Consider the following 20,834-nt stretch of genomic DNA (forward strand, 5'->3'; position numbering starts at 1 on the left):
CCCCGCCCCGCGCCGCTCAGCCGCCCGCGAAGGGCCGCCGCCCCGCCGTCACCTCGCGCGCCACGTCGAGGAAGGCCCTGAACGCGGGCGACACCCGCGCGCGGCTGGGGAAGTAGAGGAAGAAGCCGTCCCCCTGCGCCGCGTAGGGCTCCAGGACCAGGCGCAGCGAGCCGCGCTTCAGCCGCGAGGCCACGTCCGGCTCGAAGGCATACATCAAGCCTGTGCCCGCCTCGGCCAGGTCCACCATGAGGCGCTGGTCCGTGGTGATGAGCGGACCGCGCACCGGCACGCGCCACGTGCGCGAGCCGCGCTCCAGCTCCCACTGATACAGCGCGCCGGTGGTGCGCGAACGGATGCAAAGACAGTCGTGTGACAGCAGGTCGCGCGGCGTCTGGGGCGTGCCGCGGCGCTTGAGATACGCGGGCGAGCCCACCACCACGAAGCGGAACCCGTCCGACAGGCGCAGCTGCACCATGTCGCGCTCCAGCGCCTCGGACATCCGGATGCCCGCGTCCAGGCCCTCCGCGGCGATGTCCACCATGTGGTCCTCCACGCGCAGCTCCACCTCCACCCTCGGGTGCAGGGCATGGAAGCGCGCGAGCACCGGCGCGACGATGTAGGGCACCGCGATGGTCGGCACGGTGAGCCGCACGCGGCCCGACACCTCGCCCGCCTGGGCGGACGCCGTGCGCAGCGCCTCCAGCGCCTGGTCGACGGAGGGGCCCGCGCTCTCCAGCAGCCGCTGCCCCGCGTCCGTGAGCGACACGCTGCGCGTCGTCCGGGTGAGCAGCGTCACGCCCAGCCGGGTCTCCAACTGGCGGACGGACTGGCTGAGGGACGAGGAGGAGACCCCCAGGTCGGCCGCCGCCGCCGCGAAGCTGCGACGCCGGGCCACCGCGAGGAAGGCGTTGAGCGCGTTGAGGGGCGTGAAGGCCATTGCGAAGATTTCCTACATACCGTGTTCGGATTCCATCCGTTTCGCGCACGCCTCGTGGTTCGCATCATGACCGGCGTCGAGCATCGTTTCACCCATCAGGAGTCACTCCCTCATGACGACCGCCCGAGGCTACGCGGCCCAGTCCGCCACCTCCCCCCTTGCCCCCATCCAGTTCGAGCGCCGGGAGCCCGGCGCGCGCGACGTCCAGCTCGAGGTCCTCTTCTGCGGCATCTGCCACTCCGACCTGCACCAGGCCCGTGACGAATGGGGCGGCTCCGCCTTCCCCATGGTGCCCGGCCACGAAATCGTCGGCCGCGTGACGCGCGTGGGCGCGGACGTGACGAAGTTCAAGGTCGGTGACCTGGCGGGCGTGGGCTGCATGGTCGACGCGTGCCGCACCTGCCCCTCCTGCAAGGAGGGCCTGGAGCAGTACTGCGCCCAGACGCCCGTCTACACCTACAACTCGAAGGAGCGGGACGGGAAGACGCCCACCCAGGGCGGCTACTCGGACGTGCTCGTGGTGGACCAGGACTTCGTCCTCAAGGTCCCCGCGAACCTGGACCCCGCACGCGCCGCGCCGCTGCTCTGCGCCGGCATCACCACCTACTCCCCCCTGCGCCACTGGAAGGTCGGCCCCGGCCAGCGCGTGGGCGTCGTCGGCCTGGGCGGCCTGGGCCACATGGGCGTGAAGTTCGCGCGCGCCATGGGCGCCCACGTCGTCGTCTTCAGCCACACGGACAAGAAGAAGCAGGACGCCCTGCGCCTGGGCGCCCACGAGGTCGTCGTCTCCTCCAACGCCGAGGAGATGGAGGCCCGCGCCGGCACCCTCGACTTCGTGCTCGACACCGTGTCCGCCCCCCACGACATCAACGCCTACCTGGGCCTGCTGCGCCGCGACGGCAGCCTCGTGCTCGTCGGCGTCCCGGAGAAGCCCCTGCCCCTGCAGCCCTTCTCCCTCATCGCCCAGCGCCGCAGCTTCTCCGGCTCGAGCATCGGCGGAATCAATGAAACACAGGAAATGCTAGACTTCTGCGGCAAGCACGAGGTGCTGTCCGACGTGGAGGTCATTCCCATCCAACAGGTGAATGAGGCCTACACGCGACTGCTCAAGGGCGACGTGAAGTACCGCTTCGTCATCGACATGCGCAGCCTGAAGGAATGACTGACGCGGCGCGGCGCCCTCGGGTGGCGCCGCGTCCCGAAGGCATTCATTGCCCGAGTGTCGTGCGCGAGACATTGCATTGCCCACCAGTACAAGTGCCTGCTCGGTGGGCGGTGCAAATTCTCATATCATGACTACGACACTTGAGCATGCTGGTTACAACAAGATGACGGTGCTGTATCCCGAGGAGCAGGAGCTGCTGGCCCCGGGGCAATCCGTGAAAGACCCGCAGACGGCCGCGAAGCTGCGATTGCAAGCAAGTCTTTGGTTGAGCCGCGCGCAGCGCGAGTATCACGACGCCATCTTCCTGCGGGACGGCTCCGAGGACAGCCTGGACCGCTACGCGAGCGCGCGGGCGGAGCTGGACTCGGCGGAGGCGTGGGCCCTGCGCGTGGCGAACGCCCTCATCCAGCGCGGCTGAACCACGCGGGGAGCGACGATGCGCGCGGCATCGGGAGGGCCCGCGCGCATCCGGTGCTTCAGCTCGCGGCTCCCGGAGAGCCATTGGCCACGGGCGCCGGGGCGGCGGCCGGCGCGGGGCGCTCGCTGTACGGGAAGTAGTCCTTGAGCTTCAGGAAGTGCTTCTCGAACAGGTTCCAGCTCACCAGCGCGATGCCCAGCGAGAGCGACGCCGCGACCAGGTAGAACACCACCTGCATGGGGAAGTCGGACCCGCCCACCTCCTTCAGCGGCGTCTTCAGCACCGTGCGCCGGAGGATGGCGTCCAGCGGCGAGTGCACCAGGTAGATGGCGTAGCTGTACTTGCCGTAGGTGAGCAGCACGCGGTTGGAGAACACGCGGTGGAGCACGCTGCCCTTCTTCGCGGACACGACCTGGTACACGAGCAGCGTGTAGAGGATGCCCACCGCGGTGTAGCCCCCGGTGCGGATCACCGTCTTGAACGCAGGCCCCACCGGCAGGGCGATGGTCGCCGCCACCACGGGCAGCGCCAGGAGCGGCGCGTAGCGCATCCACGGGAACGCGCCCAGCCCCTTGCCCTCCGGGTGGCGCAGCACCAGCGACAGCAGCGCGCCCAACGCCAGCGAGTCCACGCGGCAGAACGTCACCACGTACGTGCTCTCCTCGCTCGCGCCCCACAGCGTCAGGCCCACGCGCACCAGGATGGCCATGGCGATGGTGCCCAGGCACAGCCGGATGGCGCCCCGGTACGACACCGCGGCGATGAGGAACGGCCAGACGATGTAGAACTGCTCCTCGATGGCCAGCGACCACACCACGCCCAGGATGGGGTGCGTCGTGTCCACGAAGAGCTGGTAGAAGTTGGAGAGGTACAGCAGGTACCAGACGGCGCCGTCGGTGGTGATGCGCTCGTCCAGGTGCAGCCGCCCCACCAGCGGCGGCAGGACGAGGAACGACACGGCCAGCGCCGCGTAGTACAGCGGGAAGATGCGCAGGAAGCGCCGCGCGTAGAAGTTGCGGAAGTAATACGTCTGCCCCTTCGCCTCCCACAGGATGCCGGTGATGAGGAAGCCGGAGAGGACGAAGAACAGGTCCACGCCCGTCCAGCCCGCCCCCGCCAGCCACCAGGTCGCGCGCCCCGCGACGCTCTGGTCACTCAGGTGCGTGGTGTGGAAGAAGACGACCAGCAGGACCGCGAGGCCCCGGACACCATCCAGCACGGGCAGATGGCCGTGCAGGCGCGGAGCAGGCACCGCCGGAGCACCGGCATCCGGACGGGCGGAATGGGCAGACATGTTCAGTCTCATACCAGCATCCATTCCGCGCCAACAAGGTGCCCTCCCTCGACGCAAAGACATCGCCGCGCGAGAAGACGCGGTGTCACGACGGCCCCGTGACACGCGAGCCGACACCCCGCGCGTGACGTCCCGAGTGAGCCGCCGCCACCGCGCGCCGGGACACGTGCCTGGTCCGCCGCCCTCCGGCCGTCCTCGCCACGGCCCTGTCCGGAGCCGGCGCGCGCGGCCCACGAGGACGCTGGAACGAGGCTTCGACACGGTCCGGTGAAACTCCGGAGCGACTCGTGACACTGTGGGCTCGTGGCCCTTCTTTCCGCGATGAAGATGGTCCTGGCGGGTGCGCCCCCATCCGACACGGATGGGGAGCGCGCGCTGCTGCGTCGGGCGCGCGCCGGAGACCCCGCGGCGTTCCGGCGCCTGTTCGAGCGGCACGCACCGGGCGTGTGGCGCTTCCTGCGCGACCTGCTGCGTGACGAGGAGGCGGCGGACGAGGCCACCCAGGAGACGTTCGTCCGCGCGCACGGGCGGCTCCAGGCGCTGCGCGACGAGGAGCGGCTCGGGGCGTGGCTGCTGGGCATCGCCCGGCTCGTGTACCTGGAGTCGCGGCGGAGCCGGGGCGTGCAGGTGGACGTGGAGGCCGAGGAGCACGCGCGCGAGGTGGAGGCGGTGCTGCCCACGCCCTCGCCGGAGGACCTGCTGCTGGATCGCGAACTGGAGGGCCTGCTCACCCAGGCCCTGGGGACGCTGCGCGAGGAGCGGCGCGCGGCGCTGCTGCTGCGCATCGACCACGGGCTGCCCTACGAGGAGATTGCATCCGTGATGGGCTGGTCCCTCCAGAAGGTGAAGAACGAAATCCACCGCGCGAGGCTGAGCCTGCGGGAGCAGCTCTCCGCCCACATGGGAGGGAGCCGGCCATGAGCGCCTGTCGGGAGAACGAGCTGGACGCGCTGCTGGCCGGGGAGCTGTCGGACGAGGACGCCGCGCGGGTGCGCGCGCACGCGGAGGGCTGCGCCGCGTGCCGGCACGCGCTGACCTGGCTGCGGATGGAGCGGGGGTGGATGGCCCAGCGCGCGCGCCGCACGCCGTCGCGCCCGGCGCTCGACTTCGCCGCGCTCGAGGCACGGCTGGCGGCGACGGCGGAGCCCTCCGTCGTGCCCCACCGCGCGCCTCACGAGTCGCCCTGGCGCGGCTGGCGGACGATGCTGATGGGCGCCATGGCCACCATGGCGTGCTTCGGGCTCGGCCTGGTCCGCAGCGGGCCCACCACGAACGCCGAGGAGCCCTGGGGCGCCGAGGTCCTCGTCGCCGCGAGCGGCGAGGCCTGCGAGGACGCCGCCGCCGCGCTGGAGGCCCGGGTGGGCGCGTGTCTCATCGCCACACCCGGGCTCGCGCTGCGCAACTAGCCCCGGCTCACGGAGGGCAGAGCGAGTCCGCCTTCGACACGGCCGCGTCCGCCTGCACCAGGCCGTCGCCGAACTTGTCGTCCTTGCCCTGGGGACCCAGGTCGCGGGCCGTCGTCCGCAGGATGTCGCGGATCTGCCTGTTGGTCAGCGCCGGGCACGCGCTCCACGCCAGCGCGGCCACGCCCGCCACGTGCGGCGTCGCCATGGACGTGCCCGTCTCGCGCAGGTAGTCCAGGCCGGCCACCTGCACCGTCACGTCCTGCCCCACGCGCTGCTTGAGCAGGTTGGCGGAGTCCATGGACACGGACGTGGTGGGGACCCAGTAGGACGCGGGGCCGTTGAGCGTGAAGGTGCCCGTGCCCTCCGCCGCCTCGTTGTTGCCGATGATGATGGCCTTGGCGCCCGCGCGGATGGCGTTGCGCGCCTTGTCCTCGAAGTAGATGCCGCCGCCCCGGTCCACCAGCGCCACGAAGCCGCCACAGGTGGCGCCGGCGCCGCAGGAGGAGACGCGGTCGCCCAGCGCGCAGTAGACGAGCTTGCCGGTGTAGTTGCCGAGCGTGGTGTACTCGAGCGGCTCGGAGGTGTAGTTCGTCCCCGCCGCGTCGACGTCACCGTAGGGCGCGCCGCCGACGATGGTGGCGCTCAACACGCTCACGCCCGGCCCCACCAGCGACACCTGCGGACCGTACTGGGAGAAGGACGCCCACTGCTGCTGGAAGTCCACCGCGCCCACCGCGATGACGCTGTCGTACGCGGCCGGGAAGGACACGCCCTGCACGCCGCGGTTGCCCGTGGCGGCGACGGAGAGGACGCCCGCCGCGAACGCCTCGTCGAAGGCGTCCTTCTCCGCCTGCACCGGGTCGGTCGACCCGAGCGACAGGGAGACGACCTTCGCGTTCTGCGTGCGGCACCACTCCAGCGCGGAGACGACGTCGGACGTGCGACCGTTGCCCGACGTGTCGAGCACGCGCGCCACCAGCAGCTCCACGGTGGGCGCCACGCCGACGACCCCATCCCGGTCCTCGCCGGGCCGGACGTGGCCACCCGCGCCGAGCTGCGCCGCGATGGTCGCCGCGGTGTGCGTGCCGTGACCGCCGCCCCACTCGACGACGCCGTTGGTCACCTTCTGGTCCAGCGGCTCGTTGTCCCCGTCGATGAAGTCCTTGCCGCCGACGTACGCCGCCTGCAGCTCCGGATGACGGTTGTCCCAGCCGCTGTCGATGACACACACCTTGATGCCGGAGCCCGACGGCGCGCCGTCATCCAGGACGCCGTCGTTGTTCGCGTCCCAGACCTGGGGCGCGTGGACGAGCTTCAAGCCATCCGTGTACTCGCCGACCGAGCCCCGGGTGTTCGGCGTGCCGCCCAGCAGGAGCGTCGGCGACAGGCTCGGCATGCCGAGCGCGCGCACCACGCGGTCCTCCTCCACCCGCACCACGTCCGGGTCCGCCGCGAGCGCGGCCTTCGCGGCCGGGGAGACGTGGGCGGCGAGCGCGTGGATGCGCTCGAAGCGCCGCTGCACCCGGGCACCCAGCGACAGCGCCCTCGCGGAGAAGGCGTCCGCGCTGGCCACGGCCGAGGCGGACACGGTGGGACGGTAGGTGATGATGACGCGCTCGTCCTCGCCCTGGCTCAGCGCGGCGGCGTCGCTCCGGGACTGCGCGGTGCGCGGCACGGAGACCTCCTCGGTGCCCGGACACACCTCTTCTTCGGGACCGGTGGGGTCGGGATCCGACCCCGAGGAGCAGGCAACCGCTCCGCCGAGCAGCCCGAGCAAGACCCAACGCTTCATCGTGTTTCTCCCTTGAACGAACGTCCCGGCCAGCCGTTGTGTGCCGCATGCCCTCGGGTCGACTTCCGAGGACCGAGGTGAACGGGAAGACACCGCTCCCCGTTCCTGACGCACAAGTTAAGCACGCTGGCCGTTCGTCTGCTCGCGGGGCTGTCGGGCGCAGGACGGGGCACGACCGTCGAGCGACCTCGGGACGTATGCCGGGCAACGCTCTGCGGGGGCCAGCCGGGTGCCCCGCGTCACGCGGGCGCGCTGTCGATGCCGAAGATGCGCGACGCGTCGTCCGCGTAGAGGGCCAGTTGGCGCTCGGTCTCCTGGGCATCCCACCCCAGGTGGGGAGCCATGGCCTCCGCGGCCACGCGCGCGGCGGCGCGCCCCTGGTCCCTCGTCTCGAAGGCGACCTTCAGGCGGCGGATGAGCAGGTCGGACAGGGAGTGGACGAACTCGTGCGTGACGCCCCACACGGCCTCGGCCGCGCGGTAGGGCAGCCCCTCCGCCAACGGGCGGGCGAGCGAGGGCAGCTCGCGCGTGAGGCGCCACACCTGACGCCAGCGGTTGCCGTAGGCGCGAACCAGGTGGAGGGCCGTGGCCGCGTCGCCCACGCCCTCGCGCGCGGCGGCCAGCTCCAGGTCCATGCTCGGGATGTCCCCACCGGGCAGGGGCAGCGACTCGGTGGGTGACTTGCGGCGGGGCTGGTGCAGTTGCCGCTCCACGGCGTCCACCACGTCGCGCGCCATGACCCGGTAGGTGGTGAGCTTGCCACCGCTGATGGCGAGCACGCCCGTGGGGCTGACGTCGATGTGGTGCTCGCGGCTGGCGCTGCCCGCGTCGGTGTTGCCGTGGTAGCCGCTGGCGGACAGGGGCCGGATGCCGGCCCACGCGCTCACCACGTCCCCGCGCGTCAGTCGCGCCTCGGGGAAGAAGGCGTTGGCGGAGGCCAGGAGGTAGGCGACGTCCTCCTCGCTGGCGCGCACCTCCGCGGGGTGGGCGCGGGTGGACGTCTCCGTCGTGCCGATGATGGTGAAGCCGTCCGCGGGGAGGATGAACATCACGCGCCCGTCGCGCGGCGACAGCAGCGTGAGGGCGTCCCGGTTGCCCAGCCGCTCGCGAGGGACGGCGAGGTGCACGCCCTTGCTGCCGCGCACCGCGTGCACGTTGCCGTCGCGGGAGTCCAGTCGACGAATCTCGTCGCTCCAGGGGCCGGTGGCGTTGACCACGCAGCGCGCGCGCACGGAGAGCTCACGGCCGGAGAGGTGGTCCACCACCACCGCGCCCGTCGCGCGCCCGTCGTCGACGGTGAGCTGCTGGACGGAGGCGTGGTTGAGCACGACGGCGCCCGCCTCGGCGGCGCCCAGCGCGTTGGCCAGGGTGAGGCGCGCGTCGTCCGTGGCCGCGTCGTAGTAGCGCGCACCGCCCTTGAGCTCCTCCATGCGCAGGCCGGGCTCGGCGTCGTGGACCTGTCGCGCGTTGAGCCGCTGGTAGCCCTTCACGTTCCGGAAGAGCGACAGGGCGTCGTACAGCATGAGGCCCGCGTTGAGCTTCCAGCGCGGCACGCGCGCGCCCGCGTACACGGGCCACACGAAGGCCAGCGGGTGCACCAGGTGTGGCGCCAGCTTCAAGAGCCGCTGCCGCTCGATGCTCGACTCGAACACGAGCCCCAGGTGGCCGTGCTCCAGGTAGCGCAGCCCCCCGTGGATGAGCCGCGACGAGCGGCTGGACGTCCCGCTCGCGAAGTCCTCGCGCTCCACGAGCGCGACCTTCAGTCCACGCAGCACCGCGTCGCGCGCCGCCCCCGCGCCCGTGACGCCTCCGCCGATGATGAGGACATCGAACGTCTCGGAGGCCAGCGCTCGCAAGCGCTCCTCTCGAGGACGTGTCGGCGGGACCTCGCCTTCGGGGAACGACTGGCGGAGCGCGGCGGATTCGGAACGCACACACGGATTGTAATGACGACCGGCCCGACGCGACACTCGAAAACAATGCGGCGCGTCAAGAGGACTACAGCCGGTGATTTCCGTGGGGCCGTCGAGTGGACACTCCCTGGGCGGGAGTGATGACGGGAGGGCGGAAGGCTGCGACCCGCGGGAGGGGTCGGGGTTGCGGGGGAGCGCCCTAGGCTCGCGGGTGTGATGCCACCATCCGCGGGCGGACTACCGGGCTGCGCCTTCCGCGGGGAGCACCCGGGTGCGGATGGTGGGAGGATCATCCGGACAATCGGGCAGGTAGGGGCACAGCACGCGCTCCTGGAGGCACACACCGCAGCCGCAGTCGATGATGGTGCCGGGCGGGCAGTTGCTCGTGGCGCTCACGGGGGTCTCCTCCAGGGCGACCTCATCGGGGGCGGTGCCTTCCTCGAGCTGGGCTCCGCCACAGCCGGCGAGGGCGAGCGCGACCAGGCACCACTTCGGGAGGAGCTTCATCGGACACCTCGCGTGAGCGCGGGTACTCCCCGCTGGGAGGCTGAGCATAACGCGGCGGCGCTCGGCCTTGCATGGTTGCCATTCATTACGAACAAAGAGGGGGGTGGCCGTGTCTTGCATGGTCGGGGGAAGCCGGGTAGGAGGCGGCCGGCGGTCCTCCCCACCTTCCTCCGACGCGTCACCTTGCTCACCCATCACGACCGACGAGACCTGGCGTGCATGGGGCTGATGGTCCTGGTGTACGGGCTCGCCATCGCGCCGGTGTTGCACGTCGCGGTGGGTCACACGGGGTCCTCGCACGGGCATGTGCACCGGGCGGACGGGACACATGTCGCCCCCGGTGACGCGGACCCGCTGGCGCCGGAGCAGGCGCGGGACACGGACGGCAAGGGACACGCGGGGCACGGTCGGGATGGCCACAAGCACCTGACGGGCTCGGTGGAGCACCTGGCCGCGGTGGCCGCGACCTGGGTGGTGGTGCGACTGCCGCGAGTGCGGCTCGTGACGTGGGTGACGGAGGCGCCGAGGTCGTCGACCCGCGCGCCGGGTTCACCGCTCCGTCCCACCGCGATGCCACAGGGCCCATAGGGCCTCACGTCCCTCCGTACGACCTCACGCGAGCCCTGGGGGTTCGTGTGTCTGCATCCAACGTCATCCGCCCTTCCGTATAGGCCGGAGTCACGCAGCGGTGCCCGTGGTGCGACGCGCGGTTCGCGAGCACCGGAGCACTGTCGCGTGCCCCCGGTCCTCTGTCGGTTCGTGCGTCCATCGCCATGTCCCTGCGCTTGCCCGCCATCCTGTCGACGTGTGTCCTCATCCTGCTGCCGCTCCATGCCGTCGAGGCAGGGGCGCGGAGCGTCATGTCCGTCGAGTCGGAACGCCACGCGACCGCGACCTCCGGTCCCGCCATCGCCCAGGCGGACGTCACCGGCACGGGTATCTCCAGCCCCCCAGGCTCCGTGTCCGCGCCCCCGTCATCCGCACGACGGGCGGCAGCCCTCCACGACGAGGCCGAGAACGCGCCCGAGTCCGCGGAGGACATCAGTCCACGACCTGCATCAGACACGACCGGCCCCCAAGAGGACGACTCATCAGCGCGCGGCACGAAAACAGGTGGCGATGCCTCCGCGAGAACCGCGTTCCCGCAAGCCGCGCCCGCCATCGCCACGACGCAGTCCTCGGCAGGTGCCGCACACGAGCAGGCCACACCCGTCATCGCCGAAACACCGTCCCCGGCGGACACCGCCCCCCCGCAGGGCGAGCCCTCCATCGTGGAGTCGCCCTCTCCCGTGAGTGACACGGCGCCCCCGGAGCCGAAGAACGCGGGCGCCACGGTCGTCCGCGGTGCGCGCCCCACGCAGAGCGCCTCCGAGGTGACGCTCGGCCGCGACGTGCTGGACGCGGCGCCGCGTACGGGCGCGGTGGACCTGCTGCGCGCGGTGCCGGGCATGGTGGCCTCGCAGCACAGCGGCGAGGGCAAGGCGCACCAGCTCTTCCTCCGGGGCTTCGACGCCCTGCACGGCCAGGACGTGGAGTTGAACGTGGCGGGGCTGCCGGTGAACGAGGTGAGCCACATCCACGCGCTGGGCTACGCGGACCTCAACTTCGTCATCCCCGAGGCCGTCCAATCCATCGACGTCACCGAAGGCTCCTATCGCGCGGCCCAGGGAGACTTCGCGGTCGCCGGCACGGTGCGCATGGACCTGGGCGTCCGGGAGCAAGGCGTCCACCTCGCGGGCACACTGGGGCAGTACCGCCAGCGTCGACTGGTCGCCACGGTGCGCCCGGGAGACGACCCGGGCACGTTCGCGGCGCTCGAGCTGGGCGAGGGCAAGGGCTACGGCGCGCAGCGCGGCTACGGGCGCGCGTCCCTGTTGGCGCAGGCCATCGGGAAGCTCGGTGACGGCTTCACCGTGCGCGCGCTCGGCGGCAGCTACGTCACGCGCTTCGACTCCCCTGGCGTGGTGCGCGAGGACGACCTGCTCGCGGGGCGCAGCACGTTCTTCTCCGCCTCCAGTCCCCGCCAGGGCGGCTCGGTGTCCCGGCACCAGTTGCTGCTCGGCGTGGAGCTGCCGCGCACCGGCAAGGGCCGCACGCAGTTGGAGGTCTTCGGAATCCTCTCGGACCTGAGGCTGCGCAACAACTTCACGGGCTACCGCGTGGACGAGCGCGGCGACGGCCTCGAGCAGACGAACGACGCCACCATCCTCGGCGCGCGCGCGGAGCACCGTCGCACGGTGACGGCGTTCGGCCGCCCCGTGTCACTGGAGCTGGGCCTGGGCGCGCGGCGCGACGGCGTGAAGCAGACCCAGCGGCGCTATCGCGAGTCGGACGGCACCTTCTTCGCGGACGAGGTGGACGCGGACTTCACCCAGACGGACGTGTGGGGCGCGGGTGAGGCACGGATGTCGTTCGGCCGCTGGGCACTGCGGGTCGGCGGTCGCGCGGACGCGCTGGGCGTGGAGGTCTTCGACGCGCTCGCCTTCCGGGACCCGCGCTACTACGACGGACAGGGCTACTCGCGCAGCGCGTTCGGCGTGCACCTGGGCGCGAAGGCGGGCGTGGAGTACGCGCTCTCCGAGGGGGCCGACGCCTGGCGCCTCTTCGCCAGCTATGGCGACGGCTTCCGCTCCCCGCAGGCCCGCAGCCTCGCGGAGGGAGAGCGAGCCCCGTTCGTCTCGGTGCACGGCGCGGAGCTGGGAGCGCGCAAGGACGGCGAGCGCTGGGCCGCGCAGATGAGCCTCTTCGGCTCGCAGGTGGAGAACGACTTCTTCTTCGACCACACGGTGGGCACCACCGTGTACACGGGCGAGACGCTGCGCTCGGGCCTCACCGCGTCGCTCCAGGCGCGCCCGCTGCCCGGACTGGTCGCGGCGCTCAGCGCCACGGTGGCGCACGCCTATGTCACGGCGACGGACACGCTGCTGCCCTACTTCGCGCCGCTCGTCGCGCGCGCGGACGTGGGCTGGGAGCGCCCGCTGACGGGGTCCTGGCTGGGCGGCGCGGGCACCACGGTGTCGGTGGGCACCGGGCTGACGCTCATCGGCCCGCGCCCCCTGCCCTACGACGAGCGCAGCCGCACGGTGTTCCTCGCGGACGCGGAGGTGGCCGTGCGGCGCGGCGAGCTGGGTCTGCGACTGGAGGTTCGCAACCTGCTCGACGCGCGCTGGAGGGACGGCGAGTTCGTCTACAGCTCGCGCTTCGACCCGAGCGCGCCCACCAGCCTCGTGCCTCAACGACATTTCACCGCGGGGTCGCCTCGGACGGCCTCGCTCACCCTGGAGGTCCATCTATGAATCGCAGACACCTGCTGACCCGCGCGCTCGCGTTGGCCGCGGCGTCCCTGACACTCGGAGGCTGTGACAGCGGAGCGGAGCGCCGCGTGTTCGGCGTGGAGGTGGCGGCGCAGGCGCTGTCCACCGAGCCGAACGAGCGGGGCTGGAGCGTGCAGCTCGAACGCGCGCACGTCTCCGTCGGACCGGTCCGCTTCTACGAGGGCCGCGTGCTGCTGTCCCGTCGCGCGCCGCGGTTCGACTGGTACTCGCTCCTCGGAGGCACCGCGCACGCGCATCCGGGCCACTACGTGCCGGGCGACGCGCTCGGCGAGGTGCTGGTGACGCGCACGGTGGACCTGTTGGGCGAGCCCACGTCGCTCGGGGACGCGAGCGCGGTGACGGGTGAGTACGGCTCGATGGAGCTGAGCCTGCCCGCACCCACGGCGACGACGGACGCCCAGGGGGCGCTGACGGGCCACGCGGTGCGCCTCGCCGGCACGGCCCGCAACGCGGACGGGGGCAGTGTCCGGTTCGACGTGGTGACGGACCTGCCCGCGCCAGTGGCCGGCGTGCGCTTCGAGAAGTCCCTGGGCATGGAGGCCGGACACGTCCGTATCACCGTGGACCTCCGCAAGTGGGTGGACCGCATCGACTTCGCCACCGCGACCGACCCGGACACGGATGGCATCTACACCTTCCCCGCCGAGAGCCAGGCCAGCAACGCGCTGGTTCGCGGCGTGGAAGACACAACCGCCTACGTGGTGACGTGGGAAGAAGGAGCCGCGCAATGAAGCAGTGGATCGTGGGACTGTCGTGCCTGGGGCTCGTCGCGTGCAGTGACGGCTCGGGCAACGTGACCTTCACCACCTACGGTGAGGACTTCATCGAGAAGGAGATTCCCGCCGCGGTCGGCGCCGAGGCGGGCTTCACGGACGGCTGGACGGTGCGCTTCTCGAAGTTCCTCGTCGTGCTGGGTGAAATCAAGGTCGAGACCCATGACGAGGTCGCGGCCACGCAGGCCCAGGCCCGGGTGTTCGACGTCCACAAGCCGGGCCCGGTGGTGGTGGAGAGCTTCAAGGACCTGCCCGCACAGGAGTGGGACCACGTCAGCTACGCCATCGCCCCGTCGACCAACGCGGTCGCGGGCAACGCGGACGCGGCGGACGTGGAGCGGATGAACACGCAGGGCTACTCGCTCTTCGTCGAGGGCACGGCCACCAAGAACGGCGAGTCGAAGCACTTCGAGTGGGGCTTCAAGACGAACACCGTCTACGAGCACTGCGAGAGCCCGGAGCTGGGCTCCGGCGTGACGGTGCCCAAGGACGGCGAGGAGACGGTGCAGCTCACCATCCACGGCGACCACCTCTTCTTCGACGACCTCCAGTCGCCGGACGCGAAGATGCGCTTCGACGCCATCGCCGCCGCGGACGTGATGGGCATCGCGGGAGCGGATGGCGAGGTGACGCTGGAGGAGCTGGCCGCGGTGGACCTGACCGAGCTGCCGTCCAACCAGTACGGCACGGGCGGCGTGGGCAACGTGCGCAACCTGAGGGACTTCGTCACCGCGCTGGTGCGGACCGCGGGCCACTTCCGCGGCGAGGGCGAGTGCGCGCCTCGCTCGCGCTGATGCACTGACACACGACACGAGGGTGGCGGGGTGGGCACCGCGGCATGCGCCACCCCGTCATCGCGTCTCCTTCGTGGGAGGGCGCCGCTCAGCCCTTCGACGAGCCGGAGCCCGGCGGGCGGTTGCCGCCACCACCGGAGCCAGAACCGGAGCCCCCCGCCCCCGCGTTGTTGGGATGCGAGGGGTTGTTCGGGTTCATCTGGTTGGAGCGGTTGTCCTGCGCCGACTTCTGCCCGGGGTTGTTGGGGTTCTTCGAGTCGGAGCGTTGGTCGTTCGGGTTGCGTCCACTGCCCTTGTTGCCCATGAGGTGCAGCCTCCTGCGTCGCGGGCGGAAGTGCCCGGACGAGGGCGCACCGTAGAGAGAGCGCCCGGGGGGCACACTCGAACGGTGGGCTCGCCGCGCTGTCGGGAACCACACGGCGGGCTGCCATGCATGCGACACAGCGGGCCCCTGGTCGCCGGTGCGGGGATGGCGGTGCGCGAAGGGGTGCCTACCTCCAGCCCAGGGAGGTGAGGGTCGCGTGAGGACGGTGACATACGAGCGCAGCGGGCGGACGAACACGGCCGCGCAGGCGCTGCGGCTGGAGGGGCTCAAGCACCTGTGGGTGCTCGAGCAGGGCGAGGTCGTGTCGGAGCGGGACCTGACGTACGAGGAGGTCCGAATCCTGGGTCCGCGGCTGGAAGAGGTGGCACGCGAGCCGGTGCCCGTCGTGGTGGTCCCCCAGGCGGGAGGCCCGGACGGGCTCGCCGTGACGCTCGCCTTCGAGGACGAGGAGTCTCCGCGCGTGCGCCTGGCCACCGAGCGACTGCCGGCCAGCGGCGCCGGGCCGCTTCATGACGCGCTGTTGGCGGAGCTGGACGCGCTGCTGACCCGGGAGCTGCATGCGCGCGCGCCCAGGCATGCGCACACCATCCTCCCGCACCAGTTGAGGCAGGAGGAGTAGCGCCTCTCACGCGGAGGGCTGGAGCGGCAGCCGGACGATGAAGGTGGAGCCGGCGCCGGGCTGGCTCTCCACGCGGATGTCACCGCGCAGGGCCTCGACGATCTGCCGGACGATCCACAACCCCAGGCCGAAGCCGCCGTAGTGGCGCGCGGACACGGCGCGCTCGAAGCGGTGGAAGATGCGGGCCTGGTCCTCCGGGGCGATGCCGATGCCCTGGTCCTTCACGCACAGCCGCGCGTAGCCGTCCTCGCGAGTGATGCGGACCTCCACGGGCCTTCGCCCACCGTATTTGTAGGCGTTGGAGAGCAGGTTGGTGATGACCTGCTCCAGGCGCATCCGGTCCCACCACCCCACCAGCGGCTCCGCCGCGTCCATGCGCAGATGGCAGGTCACGTCCTCGGAGTCCTCCCGGGCACGGGTCACCAGCTCCTGCGTGAGCGCGGACAGGTCCACCAGTTCGGGGTTCAGGTCGAGCCGCCCCGCGCGGATGCGCGACACGTCCAGCAGCGTCGAGACGAGCTGATGCAACTGCGCCACCGAGCGCAAGGTGGCGCTCACCCGACGATGGACCAGGGCCGCGCGGGAGTCGCTCCCTGGCGGCAGGGCGGCGCGCAGCAGGAACTGGAGCTGGAGCTGGACGGACGTGATGGGCGACTTGAGCTCGTGACTGGCGATGGAGAGGAACTCGTCGCGGACCTGCACGGCCTCGCGCAGGTCCTTGGCCAGCTCCTCGGCGGCGCGGCGCGCGTCCACCAGGCCCGTCACCTCCACGGCCACGGCCATGACCCCTTGAATGACACCACGCGCGTCGCGCCAGGGCTGCCACGTCAGGTCATGGAAGCGCTGGGACGAGGAGAACGGCATCACGGGCGAGGACGCCGCCGTTCCGAGCGGCACCTCGCGCCCCGAGAACGGGACGCCGCCCCGGAAGACATCGTCCAGCAGGCGGAGCATGCCGGGGTCCAGGGCCGGCTGCGCATCGCGCAGGGGCCGGCCCATCGCGTCCCCGTCGATGTCGAGCAGCACGCGCGCGTGGGAGTTGAGCAGGGAGCACACATGGTCCGGCCCCTGGAACACGGCGATGGCGACGGGGGCCTGGAGGAAGAGGGACTCCATCCGCTCGCGCTCGGCCTGGGCCTCGCTCAGCGCGGCGCGTTCGCGCGCGAGCAACGAGGCACGCTCGGCCTCGAGCTGCCGACGCACGGAGGCGTCACGCAACATGACCACGGAGCCGTGGAGGGAACCGTCCGCGCCGAGCAACGGCGCGGTGCGCTCCTCCACGAGCAGCTCCCCGCCATCCGGGCGACTCAGCATGCGCGGGCGCTCCAACCACACGCCCGGCGCGGGGCCGTTGGGGGGACAGAAGGCTTGGATGGCGGGAGTATCCGACGCGGAGCGTGAGCGGAGCACCCGGTCGAGGGGCACCCCGAGCGCCTCCTCCTCGGTGCACTCCAGCAGCCGGGCGGCGGCCGGGTTGAGGAAGCGCACCACGCCCCGTGTGTCGGTGGCCAGCAGCGCCTCGCCCAACCCACGCAGCAGCGCCCCCTCCAGTCCCCGGACCTCGTGATGGCCGAGGGCGCGCCGGGACGGAGTCAGCGCCCCCCAGGGAACGCCGCGCCCCGCCACGATGGCGGAGAGTCCGCCCACCACCAGGAACAGCAGGACGTCCACGATGGCGGCTGGGAGCCCGGTGGCCGAGGCCCGCTGGGGCACCATGAGCAGCGCGGGAAGGGAGCCGAGGACGGTCGCGAGCCACGCGCCACGAGGCCCCGTGAGGAGGCTGGCGAGCAGGACCGCGCCGAGGAAGAGCAGGAACGCGGTCGCGGCATGCGAGGGCCCCAGCGTCCACCCCGAGGCACAAGCCCCCGCCGAGCCGAGGAGGACGAGCCCGTAGCGTCCCCACGCGGGCCGTGTGGGGGCAGAGGCGGCTGGAGGAGGGGCATGCGCACGCATGGGCCAGCGTCTCGCTTCCAGGACAAGCGCGTCACGAAGGCGCGCACGTCACGGCCAGGGGGCCGGAGGCATGTCACGACCGAGCATCACCTGGACCCGGAGTGAAAGGCAAACAACCCGGGCCCGCGATGTCCAGTGCGGGAAGACATGTGACAGCACATGAACAATAAGCAGACGAGCGGGCAGCGGTGAGGCAGGGCGCGAGGAGGGAGGTGGGTGTGGTTGCCCGCGAGGCCGTGTTCTGTGAAGAGAGAGACATGACGCGCGTGCGGTTCTCCGTGCATCGCACGGTGGGAGAGGCCCGGCTGCTGGCGGGAACGCTGGAGTCCGAGGGAATGTCCGTCGAGGTACGGGGTGAGGCGCTCGTCCCGTTGACGGGAGAAATCCCCAGCGGAGAGACCTGGGTGGAGCTATGGCTGTGGCCCGGGGATGTGGAGCAGGCTCGGGCGGTGATGGCGCAGCTCCAGGAGCGACAGGAGGCCGCGGCGCTCGAGGTGGAATGCCCCGCGTGCCACGAGGCGAACCCGGGCAACTTCGAGCTGTGCTGGAGCTGTGGCCTGGAGCTTCCGTCCGGACTGCGGCCGCGGCTGCGAGCGGTCTGAACCTGGTGACGGGCCGTGGGAGACGGTGACGTGCGAATGGAGCAGGCACGACAGGAGGCGGTGCAGGGGCCGGCGGACGGCTCGGCGACGGCGTCCTCCTCGCCAGGGCGCCGCCGGCTCGCGCGGGGCACGCGCAGCATGCTCGCGGTGTGCGCCATCGCGCTCGGCATCCACCTGATTCCCCTGCTGCTGCCCAGGGACACGCCCGAACAGGAGCTGGCCATCGCCCGGGTCACGGTGGGCGCGGAGCCGCGTGTGCGCATCCTGCTTCCACTCAAGGACCATCCCAAGGCGACGGGCGCGGAGCTGCGCGAGGCGGCGGAGCTGCTGGTCGCGGGCGCGCCGGCGCAGGCGCAGGAGCTGGCCCGCGAGGCGGAGCGCCGGGAGCCGGGCAAGGTGGAGACGCAGCTGCTCATCGCCCGCATCTGCGACATGGAGCGGATGGAGCGGTGCGCGCGGGTCGCGCTCGACGAGGCGCGACAGCTCGCGCCGGGTGACGCGAGGCCGGACGTGCTGCGCGCGGAGCTGCGGGAGAAGAACGGGGACACGGAGGGCGCGGCCCAGGCCATGGGCGAGGCATTCCAGAAAGCCCCCACGGACGCGCTCATCGGGATGCGCCTCGCGCGGCTGGCGAGCGCCGCGAACCAGCCCACCGTCGCGATGGAGGCCCTGGCCGCGCTCCAGGGTCGGGTACCGCGCGCCAGGCTCCTCGTCGAGCAGAGCCTGGTCCGGACCACCGAGGGGCGGGACGCGGAGGCGGTGCTCTTGCTGCGCAAGGCCATCGACGAGGACCCTCGCCTTTCCGTCGCGCAGCTCGAGCTGGGTGTGGCGCTCTACCGACAAGGAGATCTGGAAGGTGCCACGGAGGCGCTGCGACAGGCGGATCGGCTGGACCTGTCGAACCCCAAGGCCCTGCTCACGCTGTGCGCGATGCAGCTCAAGGACCAGCGGCTGGAGGACGCGCGCCTGACGCGGATGGACCTGGAGCGCCGGTTCTCGGAGCGGATGGAGTTCGTCCGCCAGACCTGCCCCATGCCGTAGACACGTCGACGCCCTAGCGCGGCTCGACGCCGCCAATCTGTCGGAGCATGCGGGCGGCGCGCTTCACCTCGGTGTCCACCGCGCCGCTGAGCATCTCCGTGCGGACGACGGCGGCGAGGTAGGGGATGGCTTCCTCGTCGCGCTGCTGTTCGAAGAGCAGCTCACCGAGCGCGAACCGGGCCTGCGTGAGGAGAACCAGGTCCTGGGAGGCGACGGCCGCGTCGATGGCATCACTGAGCGCGGCCTCGGCCATCTCGGGTTGCTCACGGGCGAGCAGTTGCCGGGCGCGCTGGAGGTGTTCCTGGACGTTCATGGCTCGACGCGAGGCCCCGAGGAAGGTGGGACTAGGAGCCCCGCTCCGGGGTAAGGGTAGTCCCCATGGACGAGAAGCGCATCGCCGAGCTCGAGATTCGATACATGCAGCAGCAGGAGACGCTGCAGGAGCTGAGTGACGTGCTCTACCAGCAGCAACGGCTCATCGACGCGCTGCGCGCGGAGCTGGAGCTGCTCAAGAAGAAGATCGACGTGGAGCCCGGGTTGGTGGACGCCCGCCAGCACGAGCGTCCACCCCACTACTGAGGCCTCAGAAGCGGTAGCCGAACTTCAGGCCGATGATGGGGTTGGGGTCGAGGTAGCCCACCTCGACACCGATGCTCGCAGCCTTGCCCTGGAGGCCGAAGCCGAAGGCCGCGTGCGCCCGGAGCGCGTCCCCCCGGTCGAGGACGATCCACGGACCGGCCATCGCCTCCACGTAGACGCGGGCGCTGGCGATGTTGGCGCGGATGAGCAGGTCGAGCGGGATGCCCAGGTCGTTGCCATCCGTGATGAGCGACGCGCCGAAGCGAGCGCCCACGAAGATGGGACCGGCGATCTTCCCCTCCACCGCGAGCGTGAAGTTGAAGGCCGCGCTCTCATCGATCCAATAGTCGGCGCCGAGCCCGAGGCGGACGTTGGCGGCTTCCGACGTCAGGGGCGCCGCGGCGAAGGCGACCGCGAGCAAGACACCGAGCGAGGGACGAAGCGGCTTCATACGGGAGGCTCCTCAGTGACGGGGGAATCGCCACTCAAGCAAGCCACGCTGGATGAGGCCAGCCACTCCCGACATGGCTCCGGGTGAAGCCGACGGATTCCCGTCGAGGGCACCAGCCTCAACGGAACAACGACACCCTCAGCGGACCCGTCGTCGCCATGCGGGAGCGAAGTCCGCCGGAGCGTCACGGAGGGTTGCGGGCGTGAAACATGGCGTGTGGCCGCGCCCGGCGCAGGACACGCGGCGGGCACGGATGATTCGCGTTATGCAGTCGTCACATGAAAGCCATTCGCTATCACGAGGTGGGTGGGCCGGAGGTGTTGCGGCTGGAGGAAGTCCCCGCGCCGACGCCCGGACCCGGAGAGGTCCTCATCCGGGTGAAGGCCGCGGGCGTGAACTTCGCGGACACCGAGCGACGCCGAGGCCTCTACGACGCCAATGCCCCGCTCCCCCGAATCCTCGGGAGCGAAGCGGCGGGGCTCGTGGAGCAGGTCGGCCCCGGGGTGGACACCTCATGGCTGGGCCGACGCGTCGTCGCCCTCGCGCCGAACAGCTATGCGGAGCTGACGACGACCTCCGTGCATGAGCTGCTCGAGCTCCCAGAAACCGTCTCCTTCGAGGAGGCAGCGGGGCTCCTCGTCCAGGGGCTGACGGCGTGGCACCTCATCCACACGTCGAGTCGACTGGCCGCGGGACAGTCCGTGCTGATTCACGCAGCGGCGGGCGGTGTCGGCCTGTTGGCCATCCAGCTCGCGAAGCAGGTGGGCGCGCGGGTGTTGGGGACGGTGTCGACAGGCGCGAAGGCGGAGCTGGCGCGCGAGGTGGGGGCGGACGCGGTGTTCATCCACGGAGCGCGGCGGGACCTGGCGGACTGGGTGCGCCGGGAGACGGAGGGCCGCGGGGTGGACGTGGTGTTGGATTCGATTGGCG

Annotated in this window: 22 protein-coding genes; 13 read left to right on the forward strand and 9 right to left on the reverse strand. The window is 71.5% G+C overall.

All coding sequences use genetic code 11. The features are described 5' to 3' along the window. Nucleotides 1-16: 16 nt before the first annotated feature. Complete coding sequence (locus LZ198_RS34555) at nucleotides 17-937, reverse strand: LysR substrate-binding domain-containing protein (RefSeq protein ID WP_253976399.1); 921 nt, start codon at nucleotides 935-937, stop codon at nucleotides 17-19. 112 nt (nucleotides 938-1,049) lie between these two features. Here LZ198_RS34555 and LZ198_RS34560 point away from each other — a divergent pair, with 112 nt between their 5' ends. Beyond that, entirely contained in the window at nucleotides 1,050-2,099 is a 1,050-nt protein-coding gene (locus tag LZ198_RS34560) for an NAD(P)-dependent alcohol dehydrogenase (protein ID WP_253976400.1), read from the forward strand. A 130-nt stretch (nucleotides 2,100-2,229) separates the two neighbouring features. After that, nucleotides 2,230-2,520: a FruA-associating protein, FapA gene (locus LZ198_RS34565; protein WP_253976401.1), complete on the forward strand. Its 291-nt coding sequence runs from the start codon at nucleotides 2,230-2,232 to the stop codon at nucleotides 2,518-2,520. 58 nt (nucleotides 2,521-2,578) lie between these two features. Here LZ198_RS34565 and LZ198_RS34570 read toward each other — a convergent pair whose 3' ends face one another. Further along, entirely contained in the window at nucleotides 2,579-3,814 is a 1,236-nt protein-coding gene (locus LZ198_RS34570) for an acyltransferase family protein (RefSeq protein ID WP_253976402.1), read from the reverse strand. A gap of 303 nt (nucleotides 3,815-4,117) precedes the next feature. Here LZ198_RS34570 and LZ198_RS34575 point away from each other — a divergent pair, with 303 nt between their 5' ends. Together LZ198_RS34575 and LZ198_RS34580 are read left to right on the forward strand one after the other, a co-directional pair. Next, nucleotides 4,118-4,735 (forward strand): RNA polymerase sigma factor, encoded by a 618-nt coding sequence (locus tag LZ198_RS34575; protein ID WP_407667490.1) that lies wholly within the window; start codon nucleotides 4,118-4,120, stop codon nucleotides 4,733-4,735. Then, nucleotides 4,732-5,220, forward strand: coding sequence for a zf-HC2 domain-containing protein (locus LZ198_RS34580; RefSeq protein WP_253976404.1), 489 nt, complete (start codon nucleotides 4,732-4,734; stop codon nucleotides 5,218-5,220). Before LZ198_RS34575 ends, LZ198_RS34580 begins: the two co-directional genes overlap by 4 nt. Nucleotides 5,221-5,227: 7 nt before the next feature. On the opposite strand, the gene LZ198_RS34585 is transcribed toward LZ198_RS34580, so the two are convergent. The 3 genes from LZ198_RS34585 to LZ198_RS34595 form a co-directional block, all read right to left on the reverse strand. After that, entirely contained in the window at nucleotides 5,228-7,012 is a 1,785-nt protein-coding gene (locus LZ198_RS34585) for a S8 family serine peptidase (RefSeq protein ID WP_253976405.1), read from the reverse strand. A 239-nt stretch (nucleotides 7,013-7,251) separates the two neighbouring features. Next, a complete protein-coding gene (gene glpD, locus LZ198_RS34590) occupies nucleotides 7,252-8,946 on the reverse strand; it encodes a glycerol-3-phosphate dehydrogenase (RefSeq protein ID WP_323383215.1) in 1,695 nt (564 codons plus the stop codon). 216 nt (nucleotides 8,947-9,162) lie between these two features. Next, entirely contained in the window at nucleotides 9,163-9,432 is a 270-nt protein-coding gene (locus tag LZ198_RS34595; RefSeq protein WP_253976407.1) for a hypothetical protein, read from the reverse strand. A gap of 219 nt (nucleotides 9,433-9,651) precedes the next feature. On the opposite strand from LZ198_RS34595, the gene LZ198_RS34600 reads away from it, so the two are divergent. The 4 genes from LZ198_RS34600 to LZ198_RS34615 all read left to right on the forward strand — a co-directional run bounded on the left by LZ198_RS34600 (nucleotide 9,652) and on the right by LZ198_RS34615 (nucleotide 14,334). Further along, nucleotides 9,652-10,020: a hypothetical protein gene (locus tag LZ198_RS34600; protein ID WP_253976408.1), complete on the forward strand. Its 369-nt coding sequence runs from the start codon at nucleotides 9,652-9,654 to the stop codon at nucleotides 10,018-10,020. Nucleotides 10,021-10,721: 701 nt separating this feature from the next. After that, nucleotides 10,722-12,728, forward strand: a complete 2,007-nt coding sequence (locus LZ198_RS34605; RefSeq protein WP_253976409.1) for a TonB-dependent receptor — start codon at nucleotides 10,722-10,724, stop codon at nucleotides 12,726-12,728. Then, complete coding sequence (locus LZ198_RS34610; protein ID WP_253976410.1) at nucleotides 12,725-13,498, forward strand: hypothetical protein; 774 nt, start codon at nucleotides 12,725-12,727, stop codon at nucleotides 13,496-13,498. Before LZ198_RS34605 ends, LZ198_RS34610 begins: the two co-directional genes overlap by 4 nt. Next, nucleotides 13,495-14,334: a hypothetical protein gene (locus LZ198_RS34615; RefSeq protein WP_253976411.1), complete on the forward strand. Its 840-nt coding sequence runs from the start codon at nucleotides 13,495-13,497 to the stop codon at nucleotides 14,332-14,334. Before LZ198_RS34610 ends, LZ198_RS34615 begins: the two co-directional genes overlap by 4 nt. A gap of 88 nt (nucleotides 14,335-14,422) precedes the next feature. Here LZ198_RS34615 and LZ198_RS34620 read toward each other — a convergent pair whose 3' ends face one another. After that, nucleotides 14,423-14,638 carry a hypothetical protein gene (locus LZ198_RS34620; RefSeq protein WP_253976412.1) on the reverse strand — a complete coding sequence of 72 codons (216 nt, stop codon included), beginning with the start codon at nucleotides 14,636-14,638 and terminating at the stop codon, nucleotides 14,423-14,425. A 217-nt stretch (nucleotides 14,639-14,855) separates the two neighbouring features. On the opposite strand from LZ198_RS34620, the gene LZ198_RS34625 reads away from it, so the two are divergent. Then, the gene (locus tag LZ198_RS34625) at nucleotides 14,856-15,278 is read left to right on the forward strand and encodes a hypothetical protein (protein ID WP_253976413.1); all 423 of its coding nucleotides are present in this window, start codon (nucleotides 14,856-14,858) and stop codon (nucleotides 15,276-15,278) included. 6 nt (nucleotides 15,279-15,284) lie between these two features. On the opposite strand, the gene LZ198_RS34630 is transcribed toward LZ198_RS34625, so the two are convergent. Beyond that, on the reverse strand, nucleotides 15,285-17,231 hold the full coding sequence (locus LZ198_RS34630) for an ATP-binding protein (RefSeq protein ID WP_253976414.1): 1,947 nt from the start codon (nucleotides 17,229-17,231) through the stop codon (nucleotides 15,285-15,287). A gap of 257 nt (nucleotides 17,232-17,488) precedes the next feature. Here LZ198_RS34630 and LZ198_RS34635 point away from each other — a divergent pair, with 257 nt between their 5' ends. Then, nucleotides 17,489-17,833 (forward strand): hypothetical protein, encoded by a 345-nt coding sequence (locus tag LZ198_RS34635; RefSeq protein WP_253976415.1) that lies wholly within the window; start codon nucleotides 17,489-17,491, stop codon nucleotides 17,831-17,833. Nucleotides 17,834-17,869: 36 nt separating this feature from the next. Further along, complete coding sequence (locus LZ198_RS34640; RefSeq protein WP_256560185.1) at nucleotides 17,870-18,874, forward strand: tetratricopeptide repeat protein; 1,005 nt, start codon at nucleotides 17,870-17,872, stop codon at nucleotides 18,872-18,874. Nucleotides 18,875-18,887: 13 nt separating this feature from the next. Here the strand turns inward: LZ198_RS34640 and LZ198_RS34645 are convergent, their stop codons facing one another. Further along, entirely contained in the window at nucleotides 18,888-19,187 is a 300-nt protein-coding gene (locus LZ198_RS34645; protein ID WP_253976417.1) for a hypothetical protein, read from the reverse strand. 65 nt (nucleotides 19,188-19,252) lie between these two features. Between LZ198_RS34645 and LZ198_RS34650 the strand changes: the two genes are divergently transcribed. Further along, entirely contained in the window at nucleotides 19,253-19,453 is a 201-nt protein-coding gene (locus tag LZ198_RS34650; RefSeq protein WP_253976418.1) for a SlyX family protein, read from the forward strand. Between the two features lie 4 nt (nucleotides 19,454-19,457). On the opposite strand, the gene LZ198_RS34655 is transcribed toward LZ198_RS34650, so the two are convergent. Further along, a complete protein-coding gene (locus tag LZ198_RS34655) occupies nucleotides 19,458-19,904 on the reverse strand; it encodes a hypothetical protein (protein WP_253976419.1) in 447 nt (148 codons plus the stop codon). 278 nt (nucleotides 19,905-20,182) lie between these two features. Between LZ198_RS34655 and LZ198_RS34660 the strand changes: the two genes are divergently transcribed. Next, nucleotides 20,183-20,834, forward strand: a 652-nt coding sequence (locus LZ198_RS34660) for a zinc-binding dehydrogenase (RefSeq protein ID WP_253976420.1), incomplete at its 3' end; no start/stop codon positions are given.

This window comes from Myxococcus dinghuensis, from assembly GCF_024198235.1.
GTDB classification, from domain to species: domain Bacteria; phylum Myxococcota; class Myxococcia; order Myxococcales; family Myxococcaceae; genus Myxococcus; species Myxococcus dinghuensis.

What these genes read in the sequence shown, in the direction of transcription:
- LZ198_RS34610 (WP_253976410.1), top strand. Translation starts at nt 12,725, where the DNA reads ATGAATCGCAGACACCTGCTGACCCGCGCGCTCGCGTTGGCCGCGGCG.
- LZ198_RS34555 (WP_253976399.1), bottom strand. Translation starts at nt 937, where the DNA reads ATGGCCTTCACGCCCCTCAACGCGCTCAACGCCTTCCTCGCGGTGGCC.
- LZ198_RS34620 (WP_253976412.1), bottom strand. Translation starts at nt 14,638, where the DNA reads ATGGGCAACAAGGGCAGTGGACGCAACCCGAACGACCAACGCTCCGAC.
- LZ198_RS34645 (WP_253976417.1), bottom strand. Translation starts at nt 19,187, where the DNA reads ATGAACGTCCAGGAACACCTCCAGCGCGCCCGGCAACTGCTCGCCCGT.
- LZ198_RS34585 (WP_253976405.1), bottom strand. Translation starts at nt 7,012, where the DNA reads ATGAAGCGTTGGGTCTTGCTCGGGCTGCTCGGCGGAGCGGTTGCCTGC.
- LZ198_RS34595 (WP_253976407.1), bottom strand. Translation starts at nt 9,432, where the DNA reads ATGAAGCTCCTCCCGAAGTGGTGCCTGGTCGCGCTCGCCCTCGCCGGC.
- LZ198_RS34615 (WP_253976411.1), top strand. Translation starts at nt 13,495, where the DNA reads ATGAAGCAGTGGATCGTGGGACTGTCGTGCCTGGGGCTCGTCGCGTGC.
- LZ198_RS34630 (WP_253976414.1), bottom strand. Translation starts at nt 17,231, where the DNA reads ATGCGTGCGCATGCCCCTCCTCCAGCCGCCTCTGCCCCCACACGGCCC.
- LZ198_RS34640 (WP_256560185.1), top strand. Translation starts at nt 17,870, where the DNA reads ATGGAGCAGGCACGACAGGAGGCGGTGCAGGGGCCGGCGGACGGCTCG.
- LZ198_RS34655 (WP_253976419.1), bottom strand. Translation starts at nt 19,904, where the DNA reads ATGAAGCCGCTTCGTCCCTCGCTCGGTGTCTTGCTCGCGGTCGCCTTC.
- LZ198_RS34580 (WP_253976404.1), top strand. Translation starts at nt 4,732, where the DNA reads ATGAGCGCCTGTCGGGAGAACGAGCTGGACGCGCTGCTGGCCGGGGAG.
- LZ198_RS34600 (WP_253976408.1), top strand. Translation starts at nt 9,652, where the DNA reads ATGGGGCTGATGGTCCTGGTGTACGGGCTCGCCATCGCGCCGGTGTTG.
- LZ198_RS34570 (WP_253976402.1), bottom strand. Translation starts at nt 3,814, where the DNA reads ATGTCTGCCCATTCCGCCCGTCCGGATGCCGGTGCTCCGGCGGTGCCT.
- LZ198_RS34635 (WP_253976415.1), top strand. Translation starts at nt 17,489, where the DNA reads ATGACGCGCGTGCGGTTCTCCGTGCATCGCACGGTGGGAGAGGCCCGG.
- LZ198_RS34560 (WP_253976400.1), top strand. Translation starts at nt 1,050, where the DNA reads ATGACGACCGCCCGAGGCTACGCGGCCCAGTCCGCCACCTCCCCCCTT.
- LZ198_RS34565 (WP_253976401.1), top strand. Translation starts at nt 2,230, where the DNA reads ATGACTACGACACTTGAGCATGCTGGTTACAACAAGATGACGGTGCTG.
- LZ198_RS34650 (WP_253976418.1), top strand. Translation starts at nt 19,253, where the DNA reads ATGGACGAGAAGCGCATCGCCGAGCTCGAGATTCGATACATGCAGCAG.